The organism is Brevibacterium sp. VCM10 (genome assembly GCF_000583215.1).
Taxonomy (GTDB): Bacteria; Actinomycetota; Actinomycetes; order Actinomycetales; family Brevibacteriaceae; genus Brevibacterium; species Brevibacterium linens.
This window is the reverse complement of record NZ_JAJB01000096.1, coordinates 1-18,573: the sequence shown is the minus strand read 5'-3', so window position 1 is coordinate 18,573 and position 18,573 is coordinate 1. Positions and strand designations below refer to the sequence as shown.

Annotated in this window: 19 protein-coding genes; 9 read left to right on the top strand and 10 right to left on the bottom strand. The window is 65.7% G+C overall.

The features are described from left to right. Nucleotides 1-28 precede the first annotated feature (28 nt). The 7 genes from AD89_RS0117310 to AD89_RS0117280 form a co-directional block, all read right to left on the bottom strand. A complete protein-coding gene (locus AD89_RS0117310; RefSeq protein WP_025780869.1) occupies nucleotides 29-937 on the bottom strand; it encodes a metal ABC transporter permease in 909 nt (302 codons plus the stop codon). Then, on the bottom strand, nucleotides 934-1,803 hold the full coding sequence (locus tag AD89_RS0117305; RefSeq protein WP_025780867.1) for a metal ABC transporter ATP-binding protein: 870 nt from the start codon (nucleotides 1,801-1,803) through the stop codon (nucleotides 934-936). Before AD89_RS0117305 ends, AD89_RS0117310 begins: the two co-directional genes overlap by 4 nt. Nucleotides 1,804-1,805: 2 nt before the next feature. Then, entirely contained in the window at nucleotides 1,806-2,843 is a 1,038-nt protein-coding gene (locus AD89_RS0117300; protein WP_025780865.1) for a metal ABC transporter solute-binding protein, Zn/Mn family, read from the bottom strand. Nucleotides 2,844-3,242: 399 nt separating this feature from the next. Continuing rightward, the gene (locus AD89_RS0117295) at nucleotides 3,243-4,295 is read right to left on the bottom strand and encodes an aspartate-semialdehyde dehydrogenase (RefSeq protein WP_025780864.1); all 1,053 of its coding nucleotides are present in this window, start codon (nucleotides 4,293-4,295) and stop codon (nucleotides 3,243-3,245) included. Further along, the gene (locus tag AD89_RS0117290; protein ID WP_025780862.1) at nucleotides 4,292-5,617 is read right to left on the bottom strand and encodes an aspartate kinase; all 1,326 of its coding nucleotides are present in this window, start codon (nucleotides 5,615-5,617) and stop codon (nucleotides 4,292-4,294) included. The genes AD89_RS0117295 and AD89_RS0117290 overlap by 4 nt, the downstream gene beginning before the upstream one ends. Before the next feature lie 364 nt (nucleotides 5,618-5,981). Then, nucleotides 5,982-6,587 (bottom strand): recombination mediator RecR, encoded by a 606-nt coding sequence (gene recR, locus AD89_RS0117285; RefSeq protein WP_025780860.1) that lies wholly within the window; start codon nucleotides 6,585-6,587, stop codon nucleotides 5,982-5,984. Continuing rightward, entirely contained in the window at nucleotides 6,584-9,922 is a 3,339-nt protein-coding gene (locus tag AD89_RS0117280; protein WP_025780859.1) for a DNA polymerase III subunit gamma and tau, read from the bottom strand. The genes recR and AD89_RS0117280 overlap by 4 nt, the downstream gene beginning before the upstream one ends. A gap of 92 nt (nucleotides 9,923-10,014) precedes the next feature. Here AD89_RS0117280 and AD89_RS0117275 point away from each other — a divergent pair, with 92 nt between their 5' ends. The 8 genes from AD89_RS0117275 to AD89_RS0117240 are packed head-to-tail and all read left to right on the top strand — an operon-like array spanning nucleotide 10,015 to nucleotide 15,801. Further along, nucleotides 10,015-10,677, top strand: coding sequence for a DUF1707 SHOCT-like domain-containing protein (locus tag AD89_RS0117275; RefSeq protein ID WP_025780857.1), 663 nt, complete (start codon nucleotides 10,015-10,017; stop codon nucleotides 10,675-10,677). After that, nucleotides 10,674-10,928: a hypothetical protein gene (locus AD89_RS0117270; protein ID WP_025780856.1), complete on the top strand. Its 255-nt coding sequence runs from the start codon at nucleotides 10,674-10,676 to the stop codon at nucleotides 10,926-10,928. The genes AD89_RS0117275 and AD89_RS0117270 overlap by 4 nt, the downstream gene beginning before the upstream one ends. Before the next feature lie 31 nt (nucleotides 10,929-10,959). Next, nucleotides 10,960-11,988: a GNAT family N-acetyltransferase gene (locus AD89_RS0117265; RefSeq protein ID WP_025780853.1), complete on the top strand. Its 1,029-nt coding sequence runs from the start codon at nucleotides 10,960-10,962 to the stop codon at nucleotides 11,986-11,988. A 24-nt stretch (nucleotides 11,989-12,012) separates the two neighbouring features. After that, nucleotides 12,013-12,663, top strand: coding sequence for a DUF4178 domain-containing protein (locus tag AD89_RS0117260; protein WP_051505310.1), 651 nt, complete (start codon nucleotides 12,013-12,015; stop codon nucleotides 12,661-12,663). Next, nucleotides 12,663-13,274, top strand: coding sequence for a DUF2617 family protein (locus AD89_RS0117255; RefSeq protein WP_025780851.1), 612 nt, complete (start codon nucleotides 12,663-12,665; stop codon nucleotides 13,272-13,274). Before AD89_RS0117260 ends, AD89_RS0117255 begins: the two co-directional genes overlap by 1 nt. Further along, entirely contained in the window at nucleotides 13,271-13,711 is a 441-nt protein-coding gene (locus AD89_RS19005; RefSeq protein WP_025780849.1) for a hypothetical protein, read from the top strand. Before AD89_RS0117255 ends, AD89_RS19005 begins: the two co-directional genes overlap by 4 nt. Before the next feature lie 18 nt (nucleotides 13,712-13,729). Beyond that, nucleotides 13,730-14,158, top strand: coding sequence for a DUF350 domain-containing protein (locus AD89_RS0117245; protein ID WP_051505309.1), 429 nt, complete (start codon nucleotides 13,730-13,732; stop codon nucleotides 14,156-14,158). Beyond that, on the top strand, nucleotides 14,155-15,801 hold the full coding sequence (locus tag AD89_RS0117240; protein WP_025780847.1) for a polyamine aminopropyltransferase: 1,647 nt from the start codon (nucleotides 14,155-14,157) through the stop codon (nucleotides 15,799-15,801). Before AD89_RS0117245 ends, AD89_RS0117240 begins: the two co-directional genes overlap by 4 nt. Before the next feature lie 96 nt (nucleotides 15,802-15,897). Here the strand turns inward: AD89_RS0117240 and AD89_RS19485 are convergent, their stop codons facing one another. The 3 genes from AD89_RS19485 to AD89_RS0117225 all read right to left on the bottom strand — a co-directional run bounded on the left by AD89_RS19485 (nucleotide 15,898) and on the right by AD89_RS0117225 (nucleotide 18,027). Beyond that, entirely contained in the window at nucleotides 15,898-16,305 is a 408-nt protein-coding gene (locus AD89_RS19485; RefSeq protein ID WP_025780845.1) for a DUF4190 domain-containing protein, read from the bottom strand. 136 nt (nucleotides 16,306-16,441) lie between these two features. Continuing rightward, entirely contained in the window at nucleotides 16,442-17,032 is a 591-nt protein-coding gene (locus tag AD89_RS0117230) for a TIGR03085 family metal-binding protein (protein ID WP_025780843.1), read from the bottom strand. Between the two features lie 83 nt (nucleotides 17,033-17,115). Next, nucleotides 17,116-18,027, bottom strand: a complete 912-nt coding sequence (locus AD89_RS0117225; RefSeq protein ID WP_025780842.1) for a Sir2 family NAD-dependent protein deacetylase — start codon at nucleotides 18,025-18,027, stop codon at nucleotides 17,116-17,118. Between the two features lie 58 nt (nucleotides 18,028-18,085). Here AD89_RS0117225 and AD89_RS0117220 point away from each other — a divergent pair, with 58 nt between their 5' ends. Next, entirely contained in the window at nucleotides 18,086-18,535 is a 450-nt protein-coding gene (locus AD89_RS0117220; RefSeq protein ID WP_025780840.1) for a flavodoxin family protein, read from the top strand. Nucleotides 18,536-18,573: the final 38 nt, after the last annotated feature.

Sequence of the window (18,573 nt, the reverse complement as noted above, 5' to 3'; positions counted from 1 at the left end):
TTGCTGGGCCGCCGTCAGGTAGCAACTATCAGGGGGTGGGGATGGGGGTGTTGTGTTCTTTTGCGGCACGGTGGGCGCGGCGGCGGTGCAGGGATTTCATCCGGCGGCCGCCGACGAGGCGGCAGACGAGGTAGATGAGGAATGAGATCGTCGTGACGAACGGGCTGATCGGCACCACCGGCGAACCGAGGGCGATGAGGATGCCCCCGACCGAGGCGGTCACGGCGAAGATCACGCTGAGGACCGGCACCCACACCGGGGAGGCCGAGAGCTGAGTCGCGGCGGCGGCCGGGGTGATGAGCAGCGCAAGGACGAGGAGGACTCCGACGACCTGCACGCTCAGTGCCACGGCAAGTCCGAGGGTGAGCATGAAGACGATGGTGAGCACGCTGACCGGCACGCCCTTCGCCCGAGCCACGTCAGGGTCGAGGCTGGAGAACATGAGCGGACGCCACACGATCGCCAACACCACGAGCACGGCCAGCGCGCAGATGATGAGAGTGAGGATCTGGCCGGGAGTGATGGCGACGATCTGGCCGGTGAGCAGCCCGAACTTGCTCGCCGCCCGCCCGTCGTAGAGGGCGAGGAAGAGGATCGCCAGGCCCAGGCCGAAGGGCATGAGGACGCCGATGATCGCGTTCTTCTCCGAATCCTTGGCGCCGCCGATGCCGATGATGAGAGCGGCGACGATGGATCCGACGATCGACCCGGTCACGACGTCGAAACCGACGAGCAGAGCGAAGGCGGCACCGGCAAAGGAGAGTTCGGAGACTCCGTGAACGGCGAAGGGAATGTCGCGGGCCATGACGAAGACGCTGATGAGACCTCCGACGACGCCGAGTAGCCCAGCGGCGATGAGCGAGTTGGCCAGCAGCGCGACGAGTTCGCCGTAGTCCTCGAAGGTGAAGAGGTTGGCAAAGATCTCAGGAACACTCATCGGTTCGCCACCGTCCCGTCGAGGTCGAAGGAGTCATCGGGCAGATTGTGGTGGTCGACGCACTCCTCTTCACCGCCGACGACGACGAGGCGTCCGCCGACGCGGACCACTTCGACCGGGGAGCCGTAGAGCCGGGACAGCGATTCGGTGGTCATCACTTCAGAGGGGGTGCCGATGAGGAAATGCCCGCCGACGATGTAGAGGACCCGGTCGACGTACGGCAGGATCGGGTTGATCTCGTGGGTGACGAAGACGACGGCGGCATCGCGTTTGACCCGCTGTTCGTGCAGCAGAGCGGCCACCACCTGCTGGTGGTGCAGATCGAGCGACAGCAGCGGTTCATCGCAGAGCAGCACTGCGGGATCATTGGCCAGGGACTGAGCCACTCGCAGCCGCTGCAGCTCTCCGCCGGAAACCGTGCCGGCGGGGGCATCGGCATAGTCGGTGGCGCCGACGGAGGCCAAGAGTTCCTCGACCTTCTTCTTCCGACCCCGGGACAGCAGGCCCATCCCCCACCGGTGACCGTCGATGCCCATACGGACCAGATCGCGGCCGCGCATCGGGGTGTGCGGGTCGATTCCGCGCTGCTGCGGAATGTAGCCGATGGCAGGGTTGCCCTTATGCACTTCCCGACCATCGACCTCGGCGGTTCCGGCCGACAGTGTGTTCTGCCCCAGCAGCACCTTGAGCAGTGACGTCTTTCCTGTGCCGTTGGGGCCTAGCACGGCGAGGAACTCCCCCGGCGCGACGTCGAGGTCGAGATCGTGCCAGAGCACCCGCGGGCCGAAGCGCAGTTCGGCATCGCGCAGTCGAATCACCGGCTCCCGGGGTGCAGGTTGCGCGGAAGCGTCGGATTCTTTGGCCATAGTCAGTGCTTGTGTCCTTCGAGTGCTGTCGAAATATCGGTGATGTATCCGTCCATCCAATCGACGTAATGCTCGCCGTCGGGCATGGTCTCGGCGAGGTCGACGACCGGAACATCGGAGTCGTCCGCGGCAGACTTCAGCGCTTCCGCCTGGGGACCTGCCGCCTGAGTATTGTATCCGAGCAGCACCGCCTCGCCGTCGGAGATCTGCTTCTCCGCTTCCTTGAGCACGAGCGGCGGCACATCGTTGCCTTCTTCGACGGCTTCGAGGAACTCGTCCGACGTGATGTTCTCCAGGCCCATATCGGCGAACAGCCACAGCGGCACCGGCTCGGTCGCCGCGACCTTCTCACCGTCGTGGTCCTTCTTGGCCGCGACGATCTTCGTCTGCAGTTCGCCGAGGCTCTTCTTGTACTCATCGGCATTGGCGGTGAAGTCATCCTTGTGCTCCGGCACCGCCACGCCGAGGTGGATCGCCGCCTCATCGACGAGTTTGGTCATCGTGGGCACCGAGTACCAGACATGTTCGTTGAACTCGCCGTGGTCATGCCCCTCATGGTCACTGTCCTCATCAGAGTGCTCGTCGCCATCGTCGTGCGTGTGTCCGCCGGCCTGAGCCTCGTCCTCGCTGTGGCTGTGATCGTGAGGTTCGTTTCCGAGATCCTCGGATCCGGGCAATCCCGAGATCGAGACGGCATCGATCACCTCGGGATCGGCGTCCGAAGCTTCGAGCATTGTGGTCATGAAGGCGTCGTAGCCGCCGCCGTTCTCGACGACCAGATCGGCCTTCGACAGCTTGAGGCGGTCCTGGGTGGTCGCTTCGTAGGAGTGCGGGTCCTGATTGGGATCATCGATGATCGGGCTCACCTCGGCGTAGTCGCCGGCGACTTGGGAGATGATGTCGGCGTAGACGTTCGTCGAGGTCACGACCCGCAGCTCGCCCGATTCCGAACCGGAGGCCCCTCCCCCGCAGCCGCTGAGGACCAAGGCCGTCGAAGCGGCGATGGCTCCGGCAGTGAGAGCGATTCGCGAAGATGTCATGAGGAGCCTTTCTAAGGCATCGAGGATCAAACAACATCATCGACGATACTCAGATCAGAACTCCGGCACTAATATAAATATTTATATATAGCAACCCTTTTATACGTCCCCACCCCTTTCAGCTCTCTGCGCGCGCCCAGGAGGCTTTCGGCCGAATGGCGTGTATGAGCGGCTTCAGAATTCATAAGCGGTGATCTTGATCAGGGCGTATGAGCTTCGAAGCCGCGAGTGCTGACTTTCCGTGGGCCGTGAGCCGTCCGCCCTTGCGCTTATACGAGTCTGATGGGCAGTCGAGCACAGTCGCCGGAAACGACGTACCGCCCGGAAGCGGGTGCTTCCGGGCGGTACGTCGGCCGCTTCGCCCCACCGATCAACACCGGCGGGCACCAGCAGAGTTTCTCAGGCGGCCTTCGCTTCGAGCTTGGCAGCCAGCAGGGCGGCGATCTGCACGGTGTTCAGCGCCGCACCCTTGCGCAGGTTGTCGTTGGAGACGAAGAGGACGAGCCCCTTGCCAACTGGCGCCGACTGGTCGGCGCGGATGCGACCGACGAAGCTGGCGTTCTGACCTGCGGCCTTAAGCGGGGTCGGGACCTCGTCGAGGGAGACTCCGGGTGCCTGCGACAGGATCTCGGCGGCCTGTTCGGGGCTGATGTCGGAGTCGAATTCGGCGTGGATGCTCAGGCTGTGTCCGGTGAAGACGGGCACGCGCACGCAGGTGCCGGCGACGAGGAGGTCGGGCAGGCCGAGGATCTTCCGGCTCTCGTTGCGCAGCTTCTTCTCTTCATCGGTTTCATTCTGCCCGTCGTCGACGACCGATCCGGCCATCGGCAGGACGTTGAACGCAATCGGTTCGACGTAGTTGTTCGGCTCCGGCAGGTTCACCGCAGTGCCATCGGTGGTGAGCTTGCGGGCATCGGGCAGACCCGCTTCGAGCTGACCGGCGAGCTCCTCGACTCCGGACAGACCCGAACCGGACACGGCCTGGTAGGTGGCCACGATGAGACGGGTCAGCCCGGCCCTGTCATGGAGTGCCTTGAGCACGGGCATGGCGGCCATGGTCGTGCAGTTCGGGTTCGCGATGATGCCCTTGGGCGGCTCGTCGAGGGCGTCGGGGTTGACCTCGCTGACGACGAGCGGAACCTCCGGGTCCGAACGCCAGGCCGAGGAGTTGTCGACGACGGTGACTCCGGCGGCCGCGAAACGCTCCGCCTGCGCCTTGGACGTTGCCCCACCGGCGGAGAACAGAGCGATGTCGAGTCCGCTCGGATCCGCCTCGGCGGCATCTTCGATGGTGATGGGCTGGCCCTTGAAGTCGATCGTCTTCCCGGCTGAACGGGCCGAGGCGAAGAGCCTCAAAGTGCCGATCTCGAATCCGGGATCATCGGCCAGGAGGTCGAGCATGACGCCGCCGACCTGGCCGGTTGCTCCGACTACTCCGATATTGACGCTCATCGTCCGGTACCTCCGTACACCACTGCTTCGTTGTCTTCGCTGTCGAGTCCGTAGGCGGCATGGGCGGCACGGACCGCGTCGTCGAGCAGGTCTGCTCGGGTGACGACGCTGATGCGGATCTCCGAGGTCGAGATCATGTCGATGTTGACCTGGGCTTCGCTCAGCGCCTCGAACAGGGTCGCGGTCACGCCCGGGTGCGAGCGCATTCCGGCGCCGACGACGGAGAGCTTGCCGATCTGGTCGTCGTAGCGAACCTGGTCGAAGCCGATCTCGGCCTTCACCGCGTCGAGAGCTTCAAGCGCCTTGGCTCCGTCGTCCATGGGCAGGGTGAAGGAGATGTCCGTCTTGCCCGGCTCACGGGTGGAGATGTTCTGAACGATCATGTCGATGTTGGCTTCCTGCTTGGCCAGAGTCTTGAAGATCTCTGCTGCCTTGCCGGGGACATCGGGAACACCGACGATCGTGACCTTGGCTTCCGAGCGGTCGTGGGCGACGCCGGAGATGATTGCCTGTTCCATGGTGGACTCCGTTTCTGGTTCCGCTGCCGGGATCGATGAACCCCGGCCCTGGCGGAAGGCTTCGGGGATGGGTGAATCGGTCACCCAGGTTCCTTGGTTGCGAGAGAATGAGGACCGCACATGTACGGGCACGTTGTAGCGGCGCGCGTATTCGACACAGCGGAGCATGAGGACCTTGGCGCCCGAGGCGGCCATCTCCATCATCTCTTCGTAGCCGATCTCATCGATCTTGCGTGCCGTGGGCACGATGCGCGGGTCGGCGGTGAAGACGCCGTCGACGTCGGTGTAGATCTCGCACACATCGGCATCGAGCGACGCGGCCAATGCCACAGCCGTGGTGTCGGAGCCGCCGCGGCCGAGGGTGGTGATGTTCTTCGCGGTCTGGCTCACACCCTGGAATCCTGCGACGATGGCGACGTATCCATCGTCGAGGGAGGACCGGATGCGGCCGGGAGTCACGTCGATGATGCGGGCCTTGCCGAACTGCTCATCGGTGATGACTCCAGCCTGGGAACCGGTGAATGACTGGGCTTCGAAGCCGAGGTTGGCGATCGCCATGGCCAGGACCGCCATCGAGATGCGCTCACCGGCGGTCAGCAGCATGTCGAGTTCGCGGGCGGGGGGCATGGGGGAAACCTGTTGGGCCAAGTCGATGAGATCATCGGTACTGTCACCCATGGCCGACACCACGACAACTACTTCGTGGCCGGCTTGACGGTACTCGACAATTCGTTTGGCCACCCGCTTGACCGATTCCGCATCGGCTACCGAGGACCCACCGAACTTCTGGACGACTATGCTCACTGCAGTATCTTCCTTATCGCTGATAAGTTCCGTGCCAGGCGATCGATTCCATGGTTCCAAACATGGAGGTCTCGTGCTGCATCGATCAGGATTTCAGCCGTGTCGGGCTCCCGGCACCTGAACCATTGTATGAGGTAGGTCATTTCGGTTCACCTTCGCCCGTCATTCAGACGCCGCCTGACCGGGCCGAATGTCCGCCCGCGCAGACCCGAGCGTTGACTGTGCACATAGGCGAGACGGCGGTTGGCCATAGGGCGTTCAGCCCCTGCTCAGAAATCGTTATAAATGGGGCGCCTGAACTCTGGAGAATCACCCGCGAAGGTGCGGAATATCCGTGAAGTCGAGAATCTTCCCGCCGAGGCGGTCAGTCGATCTCGCGGCGACCGGAGAATGCTCGACCGAGAGTAACCTCGTCGGCGTACTCGAGGTCTCCGCCGACGGGCAACCCCGAGGCCAGACGGGTGACGGTCACACCGAGTGATCCGAGCAGCCGGACGAGATAGGTGGCGGTGGCTTCGCCTTCGAGGTTCGGGTCGGTGGCGATGACGGTCTCCTTGACCTCGCCGTCCTGCAGGCGGGTCATGAGCTCCTTGATCCGCAGATTGTCGGGCCCCACCCCGGCCATCGGGTCGATGGCTCCGCCGAGGACGTGGTAGAGCCCCCGATACTCCCGGGTCCGTTCGATCGCGACGACGTCCTTGGGCTCTTCGACCACACAGATCATCGACCGGTCACGACGCGGATCCTGGCACACCGTGCACTCGGCTTCCTCGGAGACGTTTCCGCAGATCTCGCAGAATCGCACTCGCTTCTTCACATCGGTGAGTGCCTGAGCCAACGCGTTGACGTCCTGCGAGTCCGTCTGCAGGATGTGGAACGCCAGACGCTGGGCCGATTTCGGCCCGATGCCCGGAAGCTTGCCGAACTCTTCGACCAAGTCCTGGAGGGCACCTTCGTATACAGCGCTCATACTTCTCTTTCGTCAATGATCTCGCCGCCGAGGACCCGTGCGATCACGTCGACGCCTATCTGCGGCGCTTCGGAGACGTCGAGGTCCGTTTCCGGATCATACTCGTCCTCGTCCGATCCCGACTGCTGTGGGTAGGGGTTCGATCCCGGCACCGAGGCGGCCCCCGGTGCTGTGCCGCCCGCCGGGTTGGTCTGCGGAGCAGATCCGTATCCGGATCCGGCAGGCGGAGTCGTGGTGACACCGTGCTTCTCGGCAAGAGCTGCAAAGCGCGATTTGAACGGCTTCCCTCCCCCCTGAGTCGATGCCGGTGGCGGAGACTGCACAGCAGGTGGCGACTGATCGAAGGCGCCTCCTCCGAAGTCGCTCGGGGTGTCGGCGAGATCGGGATCGTCGAGATCGTCATCGGGCGGCGGAACGACGACGGCTCCGACGTCGACGGCTCCGCTGCCTGCGCTCGTCTCGTCGACCTCGGCCGAGGCTGCGCCGGTCGACGCAGCGCCTGCCGGTGAGACGTCGATCGGCGAGGGACCGTCGTTCCAACTCGGTTCCTCCCACCGCGGTTCGACGTACTCCATCGGCGAGTCGTCGCCGAAGCCGGATGACCTTGCTGGCGCTGGTTCCTGCCGGCGGGAGTGGTCAGACCGGCCGAAGTCGTCGGCCGGCGCATTGCCGGAGCCTGTCGAATCGGTTCCGGCGCCTGTCGGTGTACCGAAGAAGTCGTCGTCGGACAGATCGGGCACAACGACATCCGGGACGTCTGGTTCGGAAGAGTCATGGTCAGGAACGCTCGTTTCAGGAGCGTTCCAGCCTGGAGCTTCGGAGACGGACGAGTCCGAAGCGGGAACCTGTTCGACCGAGGATTGTGGATCAGAATCCGCCGATTGCTCTTCGGTCTGCTCCGCCGGTCCGACGGGGTTGTCCTGAGGTGTGGGTTCAGTTTGTGGACCCGGCTGTTCTCCCTCCTCGTCGTCGGAGGACCAGGGGCCCTGTGTCGGACCACTGGGTTCCCAGAACTTCTCGTGGTCGACCTGGGGTTTGTCGACTTCACGGGTACCGACGACTGCGGCGACTTCCTGCGGGCTCGGGCGGCGCTGGCTCGGCGCCGGTCCGTGATTTCCTCCGGTGTCGTTCACGGGCGGAGCAGAGGACCCCTTGCCCTGGCTGCCACCGCCGATCCGACCGACATCGCCGATATCGATACGAGCCTGGATGCCGAGGACGTCGTTGATCGCTGCCGCGAGTTTGGCCGCATGATCGCGCTGCTGGAACCCCTGGACGGATCCGGCATTGTTGAAGCCGAGGTAGACGACTCCATCGGAGAACGATTGGGGAATCGCATTGGCCGCGATGATTGCGCGAGTCAGACGGCTGCGTTTCTCCACCGAGGCGAGGATGCTCGGCCAAGCGCGGCGGATCGCTTCGATCTCACCGCCGATGTCGCCGGATCCCGCCACCGAGGTGGCTTCCGGTGCCGCTGCCTGCTCGGTCACCTGACGCTGAGTCTGCCCGTCCTCCTGACGCTGAGGCTGCCCGGTCGCCTGACGCTGAGGCTGGTCCGCCGGTGCGGAACCGGGCGCCGAGTCCGGAGCGGAGTCCGTTGCGGAACTGGGCGCTGAGGCACCGGCAGGGTCGTACCTCTGCTGATTGTCCTGCACAGATTGCGACTCAGTTCGCGGCGCACCCGCCGCTTCGACCGAAGGCTCGGGCGACGGATCGGCCGAAGGCTGCGGTTCCTGCGTCGGCCGGCCCGCTTCTGCGCTCCGGGGGTCCTCAGCAGCCTGCTGCTGCGGACCCGCGTGCGAGTTCTGAGATTGCGGCTCGGACTGCGACGCCGGCTCCGGCTCGGCCTGACGCTGTTGCCCCTGCTCAGGTTGTTGCCTCGGCTGCGCCGGAGATTCGTTGAGCATCGACTCGGCGGCTGCTGCCATGGCTGCGATGTCGTCGAAATCGTCGTGAGCTGCACTCTGAGACTGCCCGGCGGGCGCGTTCGCGGCAGGTGCCTGCCCCTGGCCTGCCCCATCCGCCGACGTCCGACCGCTCGCGTGTCCCTGATCAGCTGCAGGTGCCTGCCCCTGCCTTGTCCCGCCGGCCGGAGCTCCCGGCCCAGCGCCCTGACCAGCACCCTGGTCCGGGGTCTGCGCCGGCGGCATGTTTGCGGCCACGCCGGTGGCCGACATCCCGATGCGACGCTCCATCCGCTCGACGCGGCTGAGCACAGCGTCTCGGCTGCGACCGGAGCCGGGCAGCAGAATGCGGGCACAGATGAGTTCGAGCTGCAGCCGCGGCGAGGTGGCACCCGACATCTCCGTCAGGCCCACATTCAGCAGGTCCGCGGCACGGGAGAGCTCACCCTGTCCGAAGCCGTTGGCCTGCAGGGTCAGCCTCTCCAGACGGTCCGGCGGCACTTCGGGCAGGAAGGCATGGGCCGCCTCGGGTGCGGCATGGATGACGATGAGATCTCGGAAGCGCTCCAGCAGATCTTCGACGAAGCGCCTGGGGTCCTGACCGGATTCGATGACCCGCTCCACCGCGCGGTACACCCCGGCCCCGTCACCGGCGGAGAACGCATCAACGATGTCGGACAGCAGCGAATCCGGAGTGTATCCGAGCAGAGCGACTGCTCGGCCGTAGTCGACCCCGTCGGGCCCGGAACCGGCGATGAGCTGGTCGAGGACCGACAGCGTGTCACGCACCGAGCCTCCGCCGGCCCGGACGACCAACGGCAGCACGCCCTTGGCCACCTGCACACCTTCACGCGTGCACAGCTCGTCAAGGTAGTTGCCCAGGGCCTCCGGCGGCACAAGGCGGAACGGATAGTGGTGGGTCCGCGATCGGATCGTGCCGATGACCTTCTCGGGCTCGGTCGTGGCGAAGACGAATTTGATGTGCGGCGGCGGCTCTTCGACGATCTTGAGCAGAGCGTTGAAGCCCTGCGAGGTGACCATGTGGGCCTCATCGAGGATGAACACCTTGTACCGGTCGCGCGCGGGCGCATAGACGGCGCGCTCACGCAGGTCACGGGCGTCGTCGACGCCGTTGTGACTGGCTGCGTCGATCTCGACGACGTCGAGCGATCCGGGTCCGCCGTTGGCCAGATCCCGACAGCTCGGGCACTCCCCGCACGGCACCGGAGTCGGCCCCTGCTCACAGTTGAGGCACCGAGCCAGGATCCGCGCCGAGGTGGTCTTTCCACACCCGCGCGGGCCGGAGAACAGGTAGGCATGGTTGATGCGGCCACGTTCGATGGCGGCCTTCAGCGGATCGGTCACATGCTCTTGACCGATGACCTCGTCGAAGGTCTCTGGGCGGTATCTTCTGTACAGTGCGGTGGACACGCCCCCTAGCCTAATGCCAACGACTGACACGAGATACGGCTCCCCGAGTCCCGCCGTTGTCGCTAACCTCCCGATCAGGCACGATAGAGATCATGAGCTCAGCCACCCCCTCACCCGGCGAGAACGACCCCGCGAAGACCTTCCGCATCGGCCACAAGGAACGCGACGAGGCGATCGAGCTGCTCCGCGAAGCCGCCGGCGACGGTCGGATCACTGTCGACGAGCTCGACGAGCGGATGGAGAAGGTCCAGGCCGCGAAGTTCCCCATCGACCTCGACGCGGTGCTCGCCGACCTCACCACCGAGCTGCCCTCCGATCGCTTCCGTCCCACCTCGGCGATCGCGCCCGCCGCCGGCCACGCCATGGCGGTCAACGGCCACGACCGTTTCGATCCGCTCGTCATCAAGGCCGGCTGGGAGTCCGAGGTCCGCCGCGCCCGATGGGCTGTCCCGCCCTTCATCCGCTGCGAACCCTCGATGTCGAACATCGAGCTGAACTTCCTCGAGGTCGAGACCGATCTCGAGGTCATCGAGATCGAGGTCGTCGCCGGTATGGGCTCGGTCACCGTCGTCATCCCAGACGACTGGGCGGTCAACGTCGACCAGCTCTCAAAATCCTGGGGAAGCGTGAAATCCGTCGTCGACGCCGTTCCGACCGGCCGCCGACCTCTCGTGCGCGTGGGCGGATCGATCGGAATGGGCTCCTTCAAGGCCCGCTTCGCGAACTACTTCGACCGCCGCCGATTGGCAAAATGATGGAACCCGGACTCGGCGCTGTCATCTTCCTCACCGTCTGCATCATCGTCGTCTTCAGCATCGGCGCCTGGCTCGTCTACCGGGTGATGACGAAACCGGGTGCGCACATCGGCTCCCGCCTGCCCAACCACGACCCCCACGTCGAGGCGGCTCCCACTGACCCGCCCGACCGCGGATCCGCTGCGGACCGAACCGAAGCAGACGACCCCGACGACCCCGACAGTCCCGATCACGGTCACCGGCATCCTTGAAAACCAGTCCCCGCCGTGATCGACTTTCACCATGTCTGAGATCCAGATCACGCGCATCGCCGCCGACGATGAGTCTGCGCTGCTGACATGGAACGACGTCATGCGCACCGCCTACACCGAGGGCCGCACCGCCGCCTGGTGGCGCAGCGCCGAGACGACGCTGACCCAATTCGCCCACCCGCGCCCGGGAGGGCAGGACATCGCCCTGATGGGCCGCCTCGGTGAGGAGATCATCGGCGGCGCCGAGATCAGCCTCTCCCCCGACACACCGACCGATATCGAACTCGGTGTCCTCTCCGCTTACCGCCGTCGAGGTTTCGGCACGGCCCTCGCCGAGGCGGCCGCACAGTTCCTTGGACACGATGACCGATCCTCGGCGATCGTGCAGACCGAAACCTACTGCCCGGCCGGGGTCGCCTTCGCGAGAGCGCACGGGATGAGCGTCGGCAACGCAGAGCACCGGCTGCTGCTCGACCTTCCCGCTTATCTGGAGGCCGATGCGAATCGGTACAAGGATTCGGGGGCGTCGACGGTCGTGCCCGTGATCAGGGAGGACCCGGACTTCTCGGTCACCTCATGGATCGGAGCCTGCCCCGAGGACGTGTTGGAATCCTGGACGCAGCTGCGGGAGCAGATGGATGAGGACGTGCCCGTCGGCGACCTCACCCGCTCCGCCACCCACGCCAGCACCGCGGCGATCCGCAGCCATGAGGAGCGGATGGAAGAGCAGGGCTGGACCTTGGTCAGCTCGATGGCGCATGTGGGCGACCTCGCCGTCGGCTATACGGAGATCATGGTCTCCGCCCACGATCCGCAGATCGTCATCCAGGAGGACACGCTCGTCGACCGTGCCTTTCGAGGGCGTGGGATCGGTCGGGCCCTCAAGGTCGCGAACCTGCGTCAGCTGCCCGCGGTCGCCGCGACCGCCTCGGCGGAATGGGTGCAGACGTACACGGCGACGGACAACGAACCGATGCTCGCACTCAACCGGGACCTCGGGTTCGCCATCGCCGATACGATGACCGCCCTGGAGAAGAAGGTCGACCAGAACTGTCAGTGACGTTCATTTCGACTAGAGTGGGCGATGACCCGTCCGGCCATCGAACCGAAGCAGACCGCTGTGCCCTCAGAACTCCTCATCGCCGTCCTCGTCTTCATCATCGTCGCCCTCGTGACCGTGCTCGTCATCCGCTCCCGCGCGAACAAGGCCCGCCACGACCCCGAAGCGAAAGCACCCGCCGCCCCGCGCGACCCCTTCGCCGCCGATCAGAACACCGGCGGTGACCCGGAGACCATCAAGGCCGGAGACCTCCTCGAATTCGGCAACGAGAAGTACTTCGTCCGCGGCACCCTGCGCATCTCCGAGGGCGGCTACGACTGGGCCGAACACTTCTTCCAGGCCGACGCCTCGGCGACGCGCATGTGGTTGAGCGTCGAACGCGACCCCGATGTGCAAGTCGCCCGGTGGCGCGACCGCCCCGACCTCGACATCGAGCCGAAGGCCCGGACAATCACCGTCGACGGCACCGACTACGACCTCGTCGAACACGGCACTGCCTCCTACCGGTCCGAAGGCACCACGGGACTGAACGAGAAGGGCGGGGTCGACTATGTCGACTACGAATCCGGCGACGGCCGCCTGCTCGCCTTCGAACGCTTCGACCACGGTCGCTGGGAAGTGAGCACCGGAGAGACCATCCCGACCGGCTCGTTCACCATCTACTCCGGCAGCTGATGCTCACTCTCCCCCGCCCGCTCGACGTCCCCTTCACCGACACCAGTGCCGAGGCGCTGCGGCTGAGCCTCGACCACGGTCGGATCGCTCCCCTGGCTTCCCGCAGCGTCGATGTGCCCACCGTAGCTGCACCCACTGACACAGCCTCCGCTCTCGCCGAGGCGGTTCGTGAGCTGACCCTGACACTGACCGTCATCGGTTCCTCCCACCAGGCGATCCTGACCGATGGCGCCGCTGATGCGTTCGTCGAGACCTTCGCCTGCCTCGGCGAGGGTGCCGACGAGTCCTCACCGATCCGACCGCTGTGGAACCGCGAAGTCATTCGCCGCGGTCGGTGGGCCGGTTTCACCGAACACCGATTCACCGCGACCCGCACGGGTGTGCACGGGGACTTCCCGGATGCCGCCGCCGAGGTGCTCGCCGCCGGTGCCGACCGTGCACTCACCGCTGACGACCACCTTGCGGTCGCGTTCCCCGGACAGCCCGGCGCACTGACGGCACTGTCGCTGACGTGTGCGGGACCCGAGCGGATAGCCTGGCAGTCGTGGCACTGCTACCCGCAGCATCGGGAGATCGTCCACAGCAGCTCCGAATTGAGGAGGTCGACATGAGCCAGGGACCGAACGTCTCGATGAGCGGAGGTTCCTTCGACTTCGACCGCGCGAACAACGGCGGCGGGAGCGGACCACAGCGGCCCGGCGGACCCCAGCGCCCCGGCGGCGGTTCGGGGCGGAAGCCGCGCCGCTTCGGCTGCGGAACGATCATCGGAATCGTCATCGTCCTCATCGTCCTCGGCAACGTCTTCCGCGGCTGCGGATCGCCCGCGAGCGCCGACTGCGGTGACTACGACCTGACCAACGGCCAGTACGTCTCGAACCCCGGCAAGGGCGACTACGAGAAGAACGGCACCAGCTATGACTACGTCGGCTGCGACACCTCACGCTCCGGAGGCGGCGGATTCTTCTTCCTCCCGTTCTTCTCCGGCGGCGGATCGAACTACGGCGACGGCTCTGGCTTCCGCGGCGGCGGACCGGGCACCGGAAAATAGGCACAGCGAAAGGCAGACATGCTCCTGAACTACCTCATCTACGAGACCGGAGTCGTCCTCTCCTATGCGGGCTGCGGACTCCTCCTCATGGTCATCGGCTACTTCGTCGTCGACCTGCTCACCCCGGGCAAGCTCCACGTCATCCTGTGGGAGCAGAAGTCGCGCAATGCGGCAGTCCTCGTCGCCTCCGACCTGGCCGGAGTCGCGATCATCGTCATCGCCGCCATCCGCGCCAGCTCCGATGACCTGGCCGCAGGCATCCTGTCCACCCTCGTCTTCGGCATCCTCGGCATCATCCTCATGGGAGTGAGCTTCCTGCTCATCGGTCTGCTCACCCCGGGCAGGACCGGCGACCTCATCAATTCCCCGCAGATGCACCCCGAGGTCTGGGTCAACGCCACCGCTCATCTGGGCATTGCCGGCATCATGGCCGCAGCCCTCCTTTGAGCACCGCTGACGAATCCGGTCAGACGTCGGCCGCGACCGCACCGACCGACTCGACCACGGACACCACCACCGAGGCGGCCCGACCGGTCACCCTGCCGATGCGGCCGGGTCCGGCTCGGTTCTTCGTCCTGCTCGCCGTGTTCATCTGCGCGAGCTGCGGAATGGTCTACGAGCTCGCGCTTGTGGCCTTGGGGTCCTATCTGCTCGGCGACACCATCGTTCAGGCCTCGATCGTCCTGGCCGTCATGGTCTTCGCAATGGGTGTGGGTTCGCTGGCGACGAAGCGGCTGACCGGGTTCGCGGCGGTCTCCTTCGCCCTCATCGAGGCGGCCCTGGGTCTCATCGGCGGCCTGTCCGTCATCCTCCTCTATCTCGCCTTCGCCTTCGCCGACGTCTACACGGTGGCCATGGTGGCCCTCGCGTTCGTCATCGGCGCGCTCATCGGCGCGGAGATCCCGCTGCTGATGGAGCTCGTCCAGCGTATTCGGGCGCAGAAGGCCTCGAGCGCGGTCGCCGACCTCTTCGCCGCCGACTATGTGGGCGGGCTCATCGGAGGACTCGCCTTCCCGTTCCTCCTGCTGCCGCTGCTCGGTCTGCCGCGCGGAGCGCTGGCCGTGGGGATGACGAACGCGCTGGTGGGCATCCTCATCGTCCTCTGGCTCTTCCGCTCCGAACTCAGCCGCGCCGCCCAGCTGACGTTGGCGGCTCTGCTCGTGCTCATCCTCGGCGGGCTCACCGTGGTGTGGGTGTACACCGACGACATCGAAGTCACCACCCGGCAGCGTCTCTACCGGGATCCGATCGTGTATTCGCAGCGGTCGGACTACCAGGAGATCGTGCTCACCGAGGCGAAGCGGACCGGGGATACGCGGCTGTTCCTCAACGGGGACCTGCAGTTCGCCTCGGCCGATGAGTACCGGTACCACGAAAGCCTTGTCCATCCGCTGCTGAACGGTCCGCGCCGCAACGTCCTCGTCCTCGGCGGCGGTGATGGCCTGGCCGTGCGTGAGATCCTCAAGTATCCCGACGTCGAGTCCGTCACGCTCGTCGACCTCGACCCGGCAGTCCTCGAGCTGGCGAAGACCTCGGAGCACTTCATCGCGTTCAACGACGACTCGCTCGACGATCCGCGGGTGAGAACGATCGCCGCCGATGCCTTCACGTGGCTGAGGGAGGCGAAGCATTCGGCCTATGACGCGGTCATCGCCGATCTGCCCGATCCGGACGATGTGGCGACGTCGAAGCTCTACAGCATCGAGTTCTATGGGCTCATCCGCCAGGTGATGTCCCCGGAGGCGCGGCTCGTCGTCCAGGCTGGCTCCCCCTATTTCGCCCCAGAGGCCTATTGGGGCATCGGTGAGGCCGTCGCCGAGGCGGGACTGTCGACGACTCCGTATCACGTCGATGTCCCCAGCTTCGGTGATTGGGGATATTTCCTCGCCGATCTCGGCGGCGAGGGCCCCGAGGTGTCCGTGCCCGATGATGCCCCGAGCGGGTTGAAATTCGCCACCGACGAGGTGCTCGCCGCCTCGACGACGTTCCCACCGGACCGTGATCGCGCGTCTGTGGGCAAGGTCGAGGCCTCAACGCTGCTGCATCCGCGGGTCCTCGATCAGGAACGCGGAGCCTGGGTCGGCTACTGACGGAGTTCGATAACGATTTCTGGCAAAGACAGAGGGCCGACCCATGTGGGTCGGCCCTCTGCCGTCTCTGATCGGCGAGTATCGGATCGGTCGGGGTCAGCCGGCCATGAGGCTGGCGAGGCCGCCGACGATTCCGAACGAGATTCCGAGTGCCCATCCGAGAACGAGGAGTCCGAGGAAGACGAGGCCTAAGATGAAGCCCCACTTGGCCATCTCGTTGTCTCCAAAGCCGGCTTCCTGCGAGCGCTTGCGTGCCATGTGACCGGTGATGATGCCGATGACGGGTCCGATGAAGTTGAATCCGAGGAACGTCGACAGAGTTGCCACGAGCGAAACGATGCCGAGCACCTTGCCCGGGTCTTCTTCGCCGCGCTGGCCGTAGTGGGGTCGGTTCTGGTTCGAGTAGCTCTGCGGTGCCTCGTACTGTCCGGTGGACGGGTGGGGGTACTGTCCCGCGGAGGTCGGATCGAACTGATCGGGCGTCGGGCCGGGTGCTGCGTTCATGGTGCTGGTCTCCTCTGTATCGGCTGTTGGCACCAGCCTAGGAAGACCTCGCCGACCGCCGACAGGGACCAATCCCCCGACCGGGAGGGGGTTTTCCCGACACTCCCCTGCTTCCCGGTCTCATCTGCTTCCGGTCTCAGCGCACGTCAACGAGCGCGTGGTCCTCTCGTCCCATGAGGTAGAGAAGCAGTTCGAGCGGTGCCCCGGTGATCGTCGTGGCCTCACCGCGGCCTTTCTTCCCCGCGGTGCGGGTACCGAAGCTCGGTGCTTCGATCGTCACGGGACCCTTCGCCTTCGCGGCGAACGGCAGCAGCGCTACCTTCGTCTGCGCCCAGACGGTCGCCGTCTCTGCCTTGGACAGCTGGCGCGGAATCCATTCGATCGCGGCCCGGCGGATGTCTTCATGGTGGACGAGGAACTCGGTCGTGTTCATCACGGTCTCCACACCCGGCAGGGCGCCCGGAGTCCACTTCGGAGGTGCGGCGACGAGTCCGAGCAGCCGGCTGAACGGCATCTGCGCGTACTCGTCCTCCTTGGCCCGCAGGCGGTCAGAGAACTTCGGCATGAAGATGCCAGCGGCTGCCCGTGGGTGGCGTTCGCGGATGACGAGGTGGGTGGCAAGGTCCCTGACCGTCCACCCCTCGCACAGTGTGGGGGCGTCTTCACCCGCGCGGCGGGCGGAGTCGACGAGTCGCAGTCGTTCGGCGCGTGCCAGCTTGTCTTTCATGCCCGCCAGTCTTCCATCTCCAGCTTGGACTCGCCTGGACGCTTCGTCATCTCACCGCCCGGTCGCTTCGCCGGCCTGTCACTTCACCGGCGGGCCCAGGTCGTGACGAAGTCGGCGACGCGGGAGATCGACCGGTAATCGGCGAGCTCGTCACCGCGGGTCGGTCCGTCGGTGACGATGACGACGGGTTTGCCCTCTTTTGCCGCCGTCCTGACGAATCGCAGACCGGACAGCACCGCCAGAGAGGAACCGAGCACCACGATGCCGGCGGCCTCTTCAGCGATCCGATTGGCCTGTTGGACCCTGGCCGCGGGGACGGAATCGCCGAAGTAGACGACATCGGGTTTGAGCAGCCCACCGCATTCGGGGCAGTCGGGGACGATGAAACCGGCGGTGTCCTCGAGTTCGACGTCGCCATCGGGTGCGGTTTCGACGTCGATCGGGTCGATGCCGACTTCCTCGGCGAAATCCGGGTTGAGCTCACTCAGTCTCCGCTGCACGAGATCACGGTCGAACAGGTGGCCGTTCTTCAGGCAGATCACCCGGTCGAGGCTGCCGTGGAGATCGACGACGGGACTCGGCGCCGGCGCTCCGGAATCGTCTCCGCGTTCGGCGGCGACCGCCTCGGCGGCGGATTGGTGGAGGCCATCGACATTCTGGGTGATGATCCCGGCCACCGGCAGCTCGGCCAGGGCGAGGTGGGCCCGATTGGGTCGGGTGCCGCGCATCCGCGGCCAGCCCATCCATGACCGCGCCCAGTACCTGGCGCGCTGATCGGGGTGGGAGAGGAAGGTCTGGATCGTCATCGGCTTCCGCGGCGGGGAATCGGGTCCGCGGTAGTCGGGGACGCCGGAGTCCGTGCTCATTCCCGCGCCTGTCAGCACCGCCCAGTCCGCATTCGCATGCTGCCTGGTGAGGACGTCGATGATCTCGGCATCGGAGTGGCTGGCTTCCGGACGCACACGTCCGCGCAGGGGGTCGAAGATGACTGCCATGGCTCCACTGTAGACATGAGGGCTGACGGAAGGTACCGGGCGGGGCTAGGGTGGGGCCATGGTCAACGTTCTGCTCGTTCATCATTCCCCGTCCGCTGCGACGGTACGGATCGCCGAGGCGGCCGAATCCGGACTGCGCATGCCCGAACTCGGCGACATCGACGTCACGATCCGCCCGGCGCTGGAGGCGAGCGTCGAGGATGTGCTCGCCGCCGACGCCTATGTGCTGGGCACGACCGCGAACTTCGGCTATATCTCCGGTGCCCTCAAGCACTTCTTCGACACCACCTATGACGCGGTGCGCGAGCCGACCGCCGGCAGACCGTTTTCCTACTGGATCCACGGCGGCTACGACACGACCGGGGCCGAGACCGCGATGAAGCAGATCACGACCGGCCTGGACTGGAAGCTCGCCTTCGACCCGCTCATCGTCACCGGCGAGGTCACGGACGAGCATCTCGAAAGGGCCACGGAGTTAGCCGCCACAGTCGCCGCCTCCACCCCCTAACTGCTACCTGACGGCGGCCCAGCAACCTCGCGCGAGGT